This window comes from Oceanicola granulosus HTCC2516, from assembly GCF_000153305.1.
GTDB lineage: Bacteria > Pseudomonadota > Alphaproteobacteria > Rhodobacterales > Rhodobacteraceae > Oceanicola > Oceanicola granulosus.
In genome coordinates this window covers 1,136,743-1,149,089 of sequence record NZ_CH724107.1, presented here as the reverse complement: position 1 = coordinate 1,149,089, position 12,347 = coordinate 1,136,743, and the positions used below count along the sequence as shown (strand labels likewise).

The following is a 12,347-nucleotide window of genomic DNA, read 5'->3' as shown; positions in this document are numbered from 1 at the left end:
AGAGGGAGGGCCACGGCATGGGCGACGACGCGAGCATCGAGATCCACGACGAGCGCGGGGCGGCGCAGCTGCCCCCCGACGCGCGGCCCGAGAAGATCGCCGACGGCTGCATCTGGACCGAGGGCCCGCTGGTGCTGCCCTGGGACGGCAGCCTGCTCTTCAGCGACATTCCCAACGACCGCGTCATGCGCTGGAGCGAGGCCGGCGGGCTCGAGGTGTGGAAGCAGCCCGCGCACTTCGCCAACGGCCGCACCCTCGACGCCGGCGGCGACATCCTGACCTGCGAGCACGGGGCGCGCCGCGTCTCGCGCACCCGGCGCGATGGCGGCTACGAGGTGGTCGCCGACGCCTACGAGGGCCGTCGGCTCAACTCGCCCAACGACGTGGTCGCCGCCGCCGACGGCAGCATCTGGTTCACCGATCCGCCCTACGGCATCGAGAGCGACCACGAGGGCCACACGGCGCCGAGCGAGCAGAGCGGCAACTACGTCTACCGCGTCGATTCCGCCACCGGCGAGGTCCGCATCGCCGCCGACGATTTCGACCGCCCCAACGGCCTCGCCTTCACCCCCGACGGCCGCCGCCTCTACATCGCCGACAGCGGCGCCTCGCGCGGCGCCGGCAGCCCCGACCCCTACGACCCCTCGCGTCCGCACCACATCCGCGTCTTCGACGTCGCCCCCGACGGCACCCTCTCGGGCGGCACGGTCTTCGTCGAGATCGACGCCGGCGTCCCCGACGGCCTGCGCATCGACGCCGCCGGCAACGTCTGGACCAGCGCCTGGGACGGCGTCCACGTCCTCGCCCCCGACGCGACCCCGCTGCTCCACATCCGCCTCCCGGCCAAGACCTCCAACCTCACCCTCGACCCCACCCGCCACCGCCTCTTCATCACCGCCTCCGAAGCGGTCTGGCGCGTGCCGCTGGGGTAGGGGTGTTCGGGATGTGAGAATATTCTTGTCACCCCGGCCAGCTGTGATCTTCTGCGGCCATGGTGAAGCTTGTCCTGTTGCACAAGGCCGGCTCGATCTACGACGACGAGCCGGACGTGGTTTATGATTTCCCGCAGACGTACCTGAAGGCGGTGCGCGCGGCGGTGGACGACTGGGTCGTCTACTACGAGCCTGTGAAGGCGGGCCCGCGCGGCTATTTCGCCGTCGCGAAGATTTCTCAGGTCATCGAGAAGCCGGGGGCTCCCGGTCGCTATCTCGCGCTAATTGAGCCCGGCACCTATCTCGACTTCGACGCCGAGGTGCCGCGCCTTGTCGAGGGGCGGCCGCTCGAAGCCGCGCTGGCCGAGCCCGACGGTACGCCGAAGCGAGGCGGGGCGGTCCAACTCGCGGTCCGCCGCCTCCCCGAGAGCGACTTCGCCCGTATTGTTTCGCTGGGCTTGCCGCAAAGCCTCGAGGCGCAGGAGGCGGCCCGCTTCGACCCCGAGCCGGCCATGGCGGAAGACGCCGCCTCCTTCGAACGGCCGGTGCTGGAGCGGTTGACCCGCCGCCCATATCGCGACGTCGCGTTCCGGCGAAAGGTGCGCGATGCCTACGACTTTCGCTGCGCCATGTCGGGGCTGCGCCTGCGCAATGGCGGCGGGCGGCCCGAGGTGCAGGCCGCCCACATCCGCCCGGTCGAGTGCCAGGGGAGCGACGCGGTGCGCAACGGACTGGCGCTGTCTGGGACGCTGCACTGGATGTTCGACCGGGGCCTCATCTCTGTCGCCGAAGATAACGAGACAATCCTCATCTCGCACAACAAGGTGCCGGGCGAGGTCGTCGAGCGGCTCATCCAACCCGGCCGCAAGCTCTTGAAGCCGGCGAACCCGGCCCACACCCCGCACCCGGGCAACCTGCGCTGGCATAGAGAGAACCGGTTCGGGCAGGGCATGACCGACGAGCCCGCGCCTTGGGACTGAGCCATGCTCTTCCGTCTCGCCACGGCGGCTCCTATAGATTTGACCGCACAACCGGAGGCCCGCCGATGATCCCTGCACCCGACTCTGCCCGCCCACCGAAGCCGCGCTGATGGAGGTGTCGCTGGCGGGACGGGCGCTGATCGTGACTGGCGCGGCGAGCGGGGTGGGGCGCGAGGTGGCGCGGTGTGCGGCGGGCGCGGGGGCGGAGCTGTTGCTGACGGACCGCGACGCGGCGGGGCTGGACGCGGTGGCAGACGACCTCGGCGCGGCGCGTCAGGTGGCCGACCTCGTCGAGCCGGACGCGCCGGACGCCATCGCGGCGGCGGCGCGGGTGGCGTACGGGCGCATCGACGGGCTGGTCAACGCCGCCGCGCTCACCGACCGGGGCGCGCTCACCGACGCCGACCCGGCGCTGTGGGAGCGGCTCTTCGCCGTCAATGCCCGCGCGCCGTTCTTCCTGATGCAGCAGGCGGTGCGCGACATGCAGGCGCGGGCCGCGCCGGGCGCGATCGTCAACATCCTGTCCGTCAACGCCCATTGCGGCGCCCCCGACCTCGCCGTCTACTCCGCCACCAAGGGCGCGCTGCTGACCCTGACCAAGAACGCCGCGCGCGCCCACATGGCCGAGCGGATCCGGGTCAACGGGATCAACCTCGGCTGGACCCTCACCGAGGGCGAGCAGCGGATGCAGGCGGAGACGCTGGGCAATGGCGAGGACTGGGCCGAGGCGCTCGCGCCGAGCCGGCCGTTGGGGCGGCTGCTGCGCCCGGAAGAGGCGGCGCGGCAGGCGGTCTGGCTGCTGAGCGACGCCTCCGCGCCGCTCAGCGGGGTGGCCATCGACCTCGAGCAGAAGGTCCACGGCGCGTTCTGACGTACCTCTTGCGGCGGCTCGCGACTTGCACAAGAGTGCAGGGCGTGGAGTGAGTTGGCCGGTCGGCACCGTTGGGAGGCGGGGCCGTCGGCGCGAGGGGGAGCGATGCCCGAGCGGCAGCAGGAGCGGAGCGCGCGGTTCGATTTCCGCGGCGCCGAGGTGCTCGTGATCGGCGCGAGCCGGGCGGGCATCGGCGCCGCCATCGCCCGGGCGTTCCAGGAGGCGGGGGCCGGCGTCGCCATCACCGGCGTCGAGCCCGAGCCCGCCGCGCCCGACCGCGGCCGCTTCGCCTACAGCCAGCTCGACGTCACCGACGGCGCCGCCGTCGCCGCGCTGGCCGAGCGGACCGAGGCGCTCGACGTGCTCGTCAACTGCGCCGCGATCACCGCGCGGGGCGAGGAGATGGAGCCGGACTTCTTCGCCCGCGTCGTCGACATCAACCTCCATGGCAGCTTCCGCACCGCCCACGCCTTCCACCGCCACCTCAAGGCGGGGCAGGGGGCGCTGATCAACATCGCCTCGATGTACGCGAGCTTCGGCAGCCCGAAGAACCCCGCCTACGGCGCGAGCAAGGCGGCGGTGGCGCAGCTGACCAAGTCGCTCGCCATCGCCTGGGCGCCCGACGGCATCCGGGTCAACGCCGTCGCGCCGGGCTTCATCGTCACCGAGCAATCGGCCCGCAGCCGCACCGATCCCGCCCACGTGGCGGCGGTGGCGGCGCGCACCCCCGCCGGGCGCTGGGGCGAGCCCGGGGACATCGCCGGACCGGTGCTGTTCCTGGCCTCGGAGGCGGCGCGGTTCATGACCGGCACCTGCCTGGCCGTTGACGGAGGCTATTCCGTTGCGTGAAGGTCGGGCGGAAGGGAGCGAGGGCGCATGAGCGGGCAAGGCGGCATCGGCGCGGCGATCGTCGGCACGGGCTTCATCGGGACCGTCCACCTGTGGGCCCTGCGCCGGCTCGGGGTCGACGTGCGCGGCGTGCTCGGCAGCAGCCCCGGGCGCGGCCGCGCGCGGGCGGCGGAGCTCGGCGTCGCGCACGCCTACGACAGCCTCGAGGCGCTGCTCGCCGACAGCGCGGTCGACGTGGTCCACGTCACGTCGCCCAACCAGGCGCACTACCCGCAGGTCTGCGCGATCCTCGACGCGGGCAAGCACGTGGTCTGCGAGAAGCCGCTGGCGATGACCTCCGAGGAGAGCGCCGACATGGTCGCCCGGGCCGCCGCGTCGGGCAAGGTCGCGGCGGTCTGCTACAACACCCGCTTCTACCCGCTCAACCAGCAGGCGCGGGGGATGATCGCCGCCGGCGAGCTCGGCGCGCCGCGTTTCGTCACCGGCTCCTACCACCAGGACTGGCTGGCCCGGCCCACGGACTGGAACTGGCGGCTGCTGCCCGAGGCCGGCGGCGCGCTGCGCGCGGTGGGCGACATCGGCACGCACTGGGTCGACCTGACGAGCTTCATCCTCGGCGAGCGGCCCGTCGAGGTGTTCGCCGAGCTCACCACCTTCCTGCCCGAGCGGCAGCGGCCCGCCGGCCCCGTCGCCACCTTCGCCAGCGCCGGCGGCGACACCGAGCCCGTTGCCATCGACACCGAGGACACCGCCCAGATCCTGCTGCGCTACGCCAGCGGCGCGCGCGGCACGCTGACGGTGAGCCAGGTCAACACCGGCCGCAAGAACGCCATGCGCTGGGACATCGCCGGGGCCGCGGCGTCGGCGGCGTGGGAGGCGGAGACGCCCGACCACCTGTGGATCGGCCACCGCGACGCGCCCAACCAGATCCTGCAGCGCGACGGCGCGCTGATGAACCCCACCGGCGCCGCCGCCGCGAGCCTGCCCGGCGGCCACGTGGAGGGCTTTGCCGACACCTTCTTCGCCCTGTTCCGGCAGGTCTATTCCGACGTCGCCGCCGGCGGCCGCCGGGACGGCGCCACCTGGGCCGACTTCGCCGACGGCCACTACGAGATGGCCCTCTGCGAGGCGGTGCTCGAGAGCGCCCGCGCCGGGGCCTGGACGAAGATACGCCAATGAGGACAGACGCATGAAACTCGGCCTGCTGACCGCCCCGTTCCCCGACCAGAGCCTCGAGGAGGTCGCCGCCTGGACCGCCTCGGCGGGGATGGAGGCGCTCGAGGTCGCCTGCTGGCCGGTGGGCGGCGGCGAGGCGCGGCGCTATGCCGGGACCAGCCACATCGACGTCGCCGACATGACCGAGGCGCGCGGGGTGGAGATCAACCAGATGCTCGCCGAGCGCGGCATCACCATCTCCGGGCTCGGCTACTACCCCAACCCGCTGCATTCCGACGCCGCTCACCGCGACGAGGTGCTCGCCCACCTCAAGCTGGTGATCAGCGCCGCGTCGAAGATGAACGTCCGCGTCGTCAACACCTTCATGGGCGGCGACCGGACCCTCACGCTCGACGACAACTGGGCCCGGGCCGAGGAGATCTTCCCGGACGTGATCGAACACGCGAAGGACAACGGCGTCGTGCTCGCCTTCGAGAACTGCCCGATGATCTTCAGCTACGACGAGTGGCCCGGCGGGCACAACATCGCCTATTCGCCGAAGACCTGGCGGCGCATCTTCGAGACCTGGGGCGACGCGGTGGGGATGAACTTCGACCCCTCGCACCTGGTCTGGCAGATGATCGACCAGACCCGCTTCCTCAAGGAGTTCGGCCCCCGCATCGTCCACGCCCACGCCAAGGACGTGATGATCGACCGCGACGGGCTCTACGACAACGGCGTGATGAGCGTCGGCATGGGCTGGCAGGTGCCGCGGATGCCGGGGCTCGGCGATGTCGACTGGCCCGGCTTCTTCTCCGGGCTGTACCGGGCCGGGTATGACGGGCCGATCATCATCGAACACGAGGACCGGACTTTCGAAGGGTCGGACGACAAGATCAAGCGTGGCTTCCTGCTCGCCCGGGACGTCCTCGCTCCCTTCGTGAAGTAGGGCGATAAGAACAAGCAATTTTCCCAAGGGAGGGAAGCACATGAGACGCATTCTTCAAGCGACCGCGATGGCCGCGATCCTGGCGGCGACCGGCGGCGCGGCTTCGGCGCAGGACTACACGATCGGCATCTCCAATACCGTCCAGGGCAACGGCTGGCGCGAGGAGATGATCTGCGCGATGAAGGCGCAGGCGCTCGACAGCGGCCAGGTGGAGAGCCTCAACATCGCCCACCGCAACACCGACGCGGCCGGCCAGCTCGAGGACATCCGCAACCTGATCGAGGCCGGCGTCGACGCCATCGTCGTCAACCCCGCCAACCCCGAGGGCATCAACTCGGCGATCAAGGAAGCCACCGACCGCGGCATCGTCGTCGTCGCAGTCGACCAGGCGGTGACCGAGGAAAGCGCCTACGTGGTCTCCAACAACCAGGAGGAATACGCCTATCTCGGCGCCAAGTGGCTGTTCGAGCAGATGGGCGGCTCGGGCGACGTGGTCTACATGCGCGGCGCCGCCGGCGCGGCGGCCGACGACGACCGCGACGCCGGCTTCCGCCGGGCGCTCGAGGAATACCCCGACGTGAACGTGGCGCACGAGGTCTTCACCGGCTGGCAGCAGGACCAGGGCAAGCAGCAGATGCTCGACTACCTCTCCACCGGCATCCCCTTCGACGGAGTGTGGACCAGCGGCATCGACAACGTGATCGTCGACGCCTTCCTCGAGAGCGACGCGCCGCTGGTGCCGATCGTCGGCGCCGACAACGCCGGCTTCGTCGGCCAGCTCGCCGAGGTCGAGGGGCTCGAGGGCGCCGCGGTGACCAACCCGGGCTCGATCGGCGGGGCGGGGGTGACCCTGGCGCTGCAGATCCTCGGCGGCGAGACGCCCGAGGATCGGATTGTCCTCGTCGACCCGGCGCTCTGGGACAACACCACCGAGGAGGGCCGGGCGCAGATCGAAGCGGCGCAGAACCCGAACCTCGATCCGGAATGGCCGGTGAGCGTCTCCATCGACGGCTGGACCACCTACACGATGGACGAGATCATCGCCTGCAAGGGCCCCGGCGAGTAAGCCGGCCACGGCGCCCGGCTGCCGGAACAGGTGGCCGGGCGTATTCACGAGGGAGGGACGGGATGCGCGACGAGGCAGCGGCGGCGACGCCGCCGGTCCTGGAGGCGAGCGGCGTGGCCAAGCGCTTCGGCGCGGTCACCGCGCTGTCGGACGCCGCGCTGACGATCCGCGCCGGCGAGGTGGTGGCGCTGATGGGCGCCAACGGCGCGGGCAAGTCGACCTTCGTCAAGATCCTCACCGGCGCCCTGCGCCGCGACGGCGGCACCATCCGGCTGCACGGCCGCGACGGCACCCTGGCCTCGCCCGCCGCCGCCCGCGCCGCCGGGATCGTGCCGGTCTACCAGGAGCCGGCGCTGATCCCCGACCTCGACGTCGCCCAGAACCTGCGCCTCGGCGACACCCCAGTCGAGCCGTTCCTGCACTGGGTGCGCGAGCTCGGCGTGGAGGGGCTGCGGCTCGACGAGACCGCCGGGCGGCTGCCGCTGGCGACCTTGCGGATCCTCGACCTCGCCCGCGCCATCGCCGCCGAGCCCGACGTGCTGATGCTCGACGAGATGACCGCCGCGCTGCCCACCGACCTGGTCGAGAGGGTACTGCGGGTGGTGCGCGAACAGGCCGACGCGGGCCGCGCGGTGATCTACATCTCGCACCGCTTCACCGAGATCGCCGAGCTCTGCGACCGCGCCGTGGTGCTGCGAGACGGCGCCACCGTCGGCGACCTGAGGATCGAGCCCGGCGTCGAGGACCGGGTGGTGGAGATGATGCTCGGCGCCGCGCTGACCCCCGGCGCCCGCGGCGCCCGCGCCCGCGCCGCCGCGCCCACCGGCACGCCGCGGCTGCGGGTCGCCGGGCTCGGGGCGGGGACCGCGCTCGAGGACGTGTCCTTCGACCTCCATGCCGGCGAGGTGCTCGGCATGGTCGCGCTCGAGGGCCAGGGCCAGGACGAGCTGTTCGACGTGCTCGCCGGCTTTCGCCCCGCCGCCCGCGGACGGCTCGAGATCGACGGCCGCCCCGCGAGCTTCCGCCACCCCGCCGACGCCATCGCCGCCGGCCTCACCTACGTCCCCGGCGACCGCGCCGAGGCGCTGCTGTCGGAGCGCTCGGTGCGCGAGAACATCGCCCTGCCGCTGGTCGCCCGGCCGCGCCGCTGGGGCCCGATCGCCATGCGCCGCGAGGCGGAACGGGTCGACGCCGCGATCGCGCGGATGCAGATCGACACCCGCGCCATGGGCGAGGTGCGCCGGCTCTCGGGGGGCAACCAGCAGAAGGTCACCATCGGCCGCTGGCTCGCCGCCGGGGTCGAGACGCTGCTGCTGTTCGACCCGACCCGCGGCATCGACGTGCGCACCAAGCGCCAGATCTACGAGTTGGTCCGCGAGCTGGCCGGGCAGGGGGCGGCGGTGCTCTACTTCACCTCCGAGCTCGAGGAGGTCCGCCTCGCCTGCGACCGCGCCGTGGTGATGTTCAAGGGCCGCGTCGTCGAGATCCTCGACGCCGCCGACGCCAGCGACGCCCGGCTGATGCGCTCGGCCTACGGGCTCGCGCCCGAGGAGGCAGACGCATGATCCGCCAGCTCGGCAAGAGCGGCTGGGTGCTCGGACTGGTCGGGTTGCTGGTGGCGCTGGCGATCCTGACCAAGGCGATCCAGCCCGACTTCTCCGCCTCCGGCTTCGAGAGCCTGGCCCGCGCCTCGCTGCCCTTCGCCTTCGCCACCGCGGCGATGACCGTGGCGATCCTGGTCGGCGGGATCGACCTGTCGGTGGCCTCGATGATGGCCGTCGCCTCGGTCACCGCGGCGGTGCTGATGGACGGCGCGGGGGACCTGACCGCGGGGCTGGTCGTGGCCTTCGTCCTGGTGGTCGGGCTGGCTATGGGGGCGATCAACGGCGCGCTGATCGTGATCACGAGGGTGCCCGACATCGTCGCCACCCTGGCGATGCTCTACGTCTGGGAAGGCGTGGCGCTGTTGATCCTGAACGCGCCCGGCGGCGCCGCGGCGCCCTGGCTGCGCGAGTTGATCGTCGGCAGCGTGGTGCCCTGGGTGCCCAAGTCGCTGGTGTTCCTCGTGGTCTGCCTCGCCGTGGTCTGGGTGCCGCTCAAGCGCTCCAAGCTCGGCCTCTACATCTACGCCACCGGCTCGAGCGAGCTCGCGGCCTACCGCTCGGGCGTGCCGACCCGCGCCACCCGCGTCGCCGCCTACGCGATCGGCGGGCTGTTCGCGGCGCTCGGCGGGCTGACCCTGACCATGTCCACCGGCATCGGCGAGCCGATCCCCGGCCCCTACCTGCTCGCCGCGGTGGCGGCGGCGGTGCTCGGCGGCGTGGTGCTCGGCGGCGGCATCGGCGGGCTGCTCGGGCCGATCCTGGCGGTGATCATCCTGCGGCTGGTGCGGATGGACCTGACGCTCGCCAGCGTCGACCCCAACGTGACCACCATCGTGGAGGGAACGATCATGGTGATCGTGGTGATGCTCGGCGGCATCCTGGCGGTGAAGGGCCGGCAGACATGAGCGCCGGCGCCGACCGCCCCGCCGCCCTCGCCCGGGTCGGCCGGTTCCTCGCCGACCGCCCGGTGCTGCCGCTGCTGGTGCTGCTGGCGCTCCTGGTGGCGATCCTGGAATACATGCGCCCCGGCATCGTCAACGAGCGCTGGATCGCCAACACCGTCAAGTTCGCCATCCCGCTGGCGATGCTCGCCGCCTGCCAGACGCTGACCATGTTCACCGGCGGCATCGACCTCTCCGCCGGCATCGCCGCCACCGTCGCCGCCTTCGTGATGGCGACGATGACCCCGCTCCTCGGCGCGCCGCTGGCGATCCTGGTGAGCCTGGTGCCGGCGCTGCTGATCGGGCTGGTCAACGGCATCGGCATCGCCTTCGCCCACGTCCACCCGCTCATCATGACGCTCGGCACCGGCCTCGTCGCCACCGGCTGCCTGCAGGTCTACCAGCGCTTCGTCATCGCCACCGGCTCGGTGGTGCCCGAGGCGCTGGCCTGGCTCGGCACCGGCCGCACCTGGGGCTTTCCCAACGCGCTGGTGCTGTTCCTGCCCTTCGCGGCGCTGATCCTCTACGCCCAGAGCCGCAGCGGCTTCGGCCGGCTGCTCTTCGCGCTCGGCTCCAACTGCCACGCCGCGCGGCTGTCGGGGGTGCGGGCCTGGCAGGTCTACCTGGCGCTCTACATGCTCTCGGCGCTGATCGCCGGCATCACCGGCCTGCTCTACGTCGGCCTGATCAAGGCCCCCTCGCTGAGCCTGGTGAACCCGCTGATGCTGCCCTCGGTGGCGGCGGCGGTGATCGGCGGCACCTCGATCTTCGGCGGCCGCGGCAGCTACACCGGCACCATCGTCGGCGCGCTGATCCTGACCGTGCTCGGCACCCTGCTGACGCTGTTGCAGATGCCCGAGGGCGCCCGCCGCATCCTCTACGGCGCGATCATCCTGGCGGTGACGGCCATCTACGTGCGCCTCACGGAGCAGACCTGACGAGCGTTTCGCCTGGCGGGAGCGGCCGGGGGCGCTGCCCCCGGACCCCCGGCATATTTACGGCCAGATGAAGGGGGGCGGGCCTCGGCGGCGCCGGGGCTCAGGGCTCGTCGGCGGGCGGGCCGGGAAAATTGGCGGCGACCTGGGCGGTGTCCTGGCCGAAGCGCGGCGGGGCGTGGCGGTAGGTGACGGGGGTGCGCGAGAACTTCAGCGGGTTGCCGAGCAGGCGGACGCGGCCCTCCTCGGTGTCGGGGCTGGCCATCTCGACCACGGCGCCGCGGGCCTCGGCCTGGTCGGAGGTGAGGGCGGTCTCGAGGTCATTGATCGGGCCCACCGGCACGCCGGCGGCCTGCAGGGCGGCGACGATGTCGGCCGAGGAGCGGGCGGCGAGCAGCGGCGTCAGGGCGGCGAGCAGCGCCTCGCGGTTCCCGACGCGGGCGGCGTTGGTGGCGAAGGCGGGATCGGCGGCGAGGGCGGGCGCGTCGAAGGCGGCGCAGAGGCGGGCGAATTGGCTGTCGTTGCCGCAGGCGACGATGACGTGGCCGTCGGCGCTGGCGAAGACCTCGTAGGGTACGATGTTGGGGTGGGCGTTGCCGCGCCGGGCGGGGACGCGGCCGGTGGCGAGGTAGTTGGTGCCGGCGTTGATGAGCCAGGCCATCTGGCTGTCGACGAGCGCGAGGTCGATATGCTGGCCCTCGCCGGTGCGGTCGCGGTGGCGCAGGGCGGCGAGAATGCCGGTGGCCGCGTAGAGCCCGCAGACCACGTCGGCCACCGCCACGCCGACCTTCATCGGCGGCCCCTCGACGGGGCCGGTCAGGCTCATGATGCCGCCGTAGCCCTGCGCCATCAGGTCGTAGCCCGGCTGGTCGCGGTTGGGGCCGGTATGGCCGAAGCCGGAGATCGAGCAATAGACGAGGCCGGGATGGGCGGCGAGCAGGGTCTCGTGGTCGAGCCCGTACTTGGCGAGGCCGCCGGGCTTGTAGTTCTCCACCACCACGTCGGCCTGCGCCGCGATCCGGCGCACCAGCGCGCGGCCCTCCTCGGTGGTCAGGTCGGCGGCGGCGGAAAGCTTGTTGCGGTTGGCCGACAGGTAGTAGGCCGACAGGTCGCTCGCCGCGCCGTCCTTGAGGGGGATGTAGGGCGGGCCCCAGGCGCGGGTGTCGTCGCCGCCGGTGCGCGGGTTCTCGATCTTGATCACCGTGGCACCGAGATCGCCGAGCATCTGCGTCGCCGTGGGGCCGGCGAGGATGCGGCTCAGGTCGAGCACGACGAGGCCGTCGAGCGCCCCGGGTTTGAGATCGTCCTGCATCCTGCGCCTCCGCCGTTCCGGTCGGGCGGACCTAACCGGAAGCGGCGCGCGGGTGCAACGTGTCGTCAGTGGCCGGCGTGGTCGTCGTGATCGTCGTGGTCGCCGTGGCCATCCGTCCCGTGCGCCATGTCGCCCTCGGGGCGGGGCTCGACGTGGAACTCCACCTCGACCGCGCCCGCGCCCTCGAACAGGAGGGTGGCCGGGATCGTCTCGCCCGGCTCGAACGGGTCGCCGTCGAGGCCCATGAACATCACGTGCGCGCCGCCCGGCCGCAGCGTCACCGTCTCGCCCGGCGGAATCTCGATGCGCTCGACGCGCGACATCCGCGCGACGCCGTCCCGCATCTCGCTGGTGTGGATCATCACCCGCGGGAAGTCGGCGACGACGGCGATGAGCGCGTCCGGCCGGGTGCCGCCGTTGGTGATCGTCAGGTAGCCCGCGCCGCTCTGGGCGGTGGCGGCGGTCTCGTAGGCGACGGGGTGGCCGATGGAGAGGCCGTCGATCTCGTACTCGTGCGCCAGCGCGGCGGCGGGCAGGGCGAGAAGGGCGAGGGCGGCGAGGGGCTTCGGCATCACGGGCTCCGGGTGGCTGCAGTTGGCGCCGTTGCTAGCGGCGGGGCGGCGGCGGGGGAAGGGGGCTCGGCGTCGCAGGCGGCGACGGGGCGGGCGGCCCGGTAAATCCGTTGACGCCCTCTCGCGTTCTCGGGCAAAGCGGTTTACAGAAAGCCGCCGTGAAAACCGGCGCTCGTGGACG

Annotated in this window: 12 protein-coding genes; 10 read left to right on the top strand and 2 right to left on the bottom strand. The window is 72.3% G+C overall.

Going from position 1 to position 12,347, the window contains the following annotated elements; translation table 11 throughout:
* Window positions 1-17: 17 nt before the first annotated feature.
* The 10 genes from OG2516_RS05420 to OG2516_RS05375 all read left to right on the top strand — a co-directional run bounded on the left by OG2516_RS05420 (window position 18) and on the right by OG2516_RS05375 (window position 10,285).
* Entirely contained in the window at window positions 18-932 is a 915-nt protein-coding gene (locus OG2516_RS05420; protein ID WP_007254625.1) for an SMP-30/gluconolactonase/LRE family protein, read from the top strand.
* 59 nt (window positions 933-991) lie between these two features.
* Window positions 992-1,912, top strand: a complete 921-nt coding sequence (locus OG2516_RS05415) for an HNH endonuclease (RefSeq protein WP_007254624.1) — start codon at window positions 992-994, stop codon at window positions 1,910-1,912.
* 109 nt (window positions 1,913-2,021) lie between these two features.
* Complete coding sequence (locus OG2516_RS05410) at window positions 2,022-2,783, top strand: oxidoreductase (RefSeq protein ID WP_007254623.1); 762 nt, start codon at window positions 2,022-2,024, stop codon at window positions 2,781-2,783.
* Between the two features lie 105 nt (window positions 2,784-2,888).
* Complete coding sequence (locus OG2516_RS05405; RefSeq protein ID WP_007254622.1) at window positions 2,889-3,632, top strand: SDR family NAD(P)-dependent oxidoreductase; 744 nt, start codon at window positions 2,889-2,891, stop codon at window positions 3,630-3,632.
* Window positions 3,633-3,659: 27 nt separating this feature from the next.
* Window positions 3,660-4,811 carry a Gfo/Idh/MocA family protein gene (locus tag OG2516_RS05400; protein ID WP_007254621.1) on the top strand — a complete coding sequence of 384 codons (1,152 nt, stop codon included), beginning with the start codon at window positions 3,660-3,662 and terminating at the stop codon, window positions 4,809-4,811.
* Between the two features lie 10 nt (window positions 4,812-4,821).
* Entirely contained in the window at window positions 4,822-5,736 is a 915-nt protein-coding gene (locus OG2516_RS05395; protein ID WP_007254620.1) for a sugar phosphate isomerase/epimerase family protein, read from the top strand.
* Window positions 5,737-5,776: 40 nt separating this feature from the next.
* Complete coding sequence (locus OG2516_RS05390; protein ID WP_040614985.1) at window positions 5,777-6,802, top strand: substrate-binding domain-containing protein; 1,026 nt, start codon at window positions 5,777-5,779, stop codon at window positions 6,800-6,802.
* A 62-nt stretch (window positions 6,803-6,864) separates the two neighbouring features.
* Entirely contained in the window at window positions 6,865-8,367 is a 1,503-nt protein-coding gene (locus OG2516_RS05385; protein WP_007254618.1) for a sugar ABC transporter ATP-binding protein, read from the top strand.
* Window positions 8,364-9,311 carry an ABC transporter permease gene (locus tag OG2516_RS05380; protein WP_007254617.1) on the top strand — a complete coding sequence of 316 codons (948 nt, stop codon included), beginning with the start codon at window positions 8,364-8,366 and terminating at the stop codon, window positions 9,309-9,311. Before OG2516_RS05385 ends, OG2516_RS05380 begins: the two co-directional genes overlap by 4 nt.
* The gene (locus OG2516_RS05375) at window positions 9,308-10,285 is read left to right on the top strand and encodes an ABC transporter permease (RefSeq protein ID WP_007254616.1); all 978 of its coding nucleotides are present in this window, start codon (window positions 9,308-9,310) and stop codon (window positions 10,283-10,285) included. Before OG2516_RS05380 ends, OG2516_RS05375 begins: the two co-directional genes overlap by 4 nt.
* A 100-nt stretch (window positions 10,286-10,385) precedes the next feature.
* On the opposite strand, the gene OG2516_RS05370 is transcribed toward OG2516_RS05375, so the two are convergent.
* Together OG2516_RS05370 and OG2516_RS05365 are read right to left on the bottom strand one after the other, a co-directional pair.
* A complete protein-coding gene (locus OG2516_RS05370; RefSeq protein ID WP_007254615.1) occupies window positions 10,386-11,594 on the bottom strand; it encodes a CaiB/BaiF CoA transferase family protein in 1,209 nt (402 codons plus the stop codon).
* 65 nt (window positions 11,595-11,659) lie between these two features.
* A complete protein-coding gene (locus OG2516_RS05365) occupies window positions 11,660-12,166 on the bottom strand; it encodes a copper chaperone PCu(A)C (protein ID WP_007254614.1) in 507 nt (168 codons plus the stop codon).
* Window positions 12,167-12,347: the final 181 nt, after the last annotated feature.

Coding starts and splice junctions, on each gene's coding strand:
- OG2516_RS05420 (WP_007254625.1), top strand. CDS start 18: ATGGGCGACGACGCGAGCATCGAGATCCACGACGAGCGCGGGGCGGCG.
- OG2516_RS05415 (WP_007254624.1), top strand. CDS start 992: ATGGTGAAGCTTGTCCTGTTGCACAAGGCCGGCTCGATCTACGACGAC.
- OG2516_RS05410 (WP_007254623.1), top strand. CDS start 2,022: ATGGAGGTGTCGCTGGCGGGACGGGCGCTGATCGTGACTGGCGCGGCG.
- OG2516_RS05405 (WP_007254622.1), top strand. CDS start 2,889: ATGCCCGAGCGGCAGCAGGAGCGGAGCGCGCGGTTCGATTTCCGCGGC.
- OG2516_RS05400 (WP_007254621.1), top strand. CDS start 3,660: ATGAGCGGGCAAGGCGGCATCGGCGCGGCGATCGTCGGCACGGGCTTC.
- OG2516_RS05395 (WP_007254620.1), top strand. CDS start 4,822: ATGAAACTCGGCCTGCTGACCGCCCCGTTCCCCGACCAGAGCCTCGAG.
- OG2516_RS05390 (WP_040614985.1), top strand. CDS start 5,777: ATGAGACGCATTCTTCAAGCGACCGCGATGGCCGCGATCCTGGCGGCG.
- OG2516_RS05385 (WP_007254618.1), top strand. CDS start 6,865: ATGCGCGACGAGGCAGCGGCGGCGACGCCGCCGGTCCTGGAGGCGAGC.
- OG2516_RS05380 (WP_007254617.1), top strand. CDS start 8,364: ATGATCCGCCAGCTCGGCAAGAGCGGCTGGGTGCTCGGACTGGTCGGG.
- OG2516_RS05375 (WP_007254616.1), top strand. CDS start 9,308: ATGAGCGCCGGCGCCGACCGCCCCGCCGCCCTCGCCCGGGTCGGCCGG.
- OG2516_RS05370 (WP_007254615.1), bottom strand. CDS start 11,594: ATGCAGGACGATCTCAAACCCGGGGCGCTCGACGGCCTCGTCGTGCTC.
- OG2516_RS05365 (WP_007254614.1), bottom strand. CDS start 12,166: ATGCCGAAGCCCCTCGCCGCCCTCGCCCTTCTCGCCCTGCCCGCCGCC.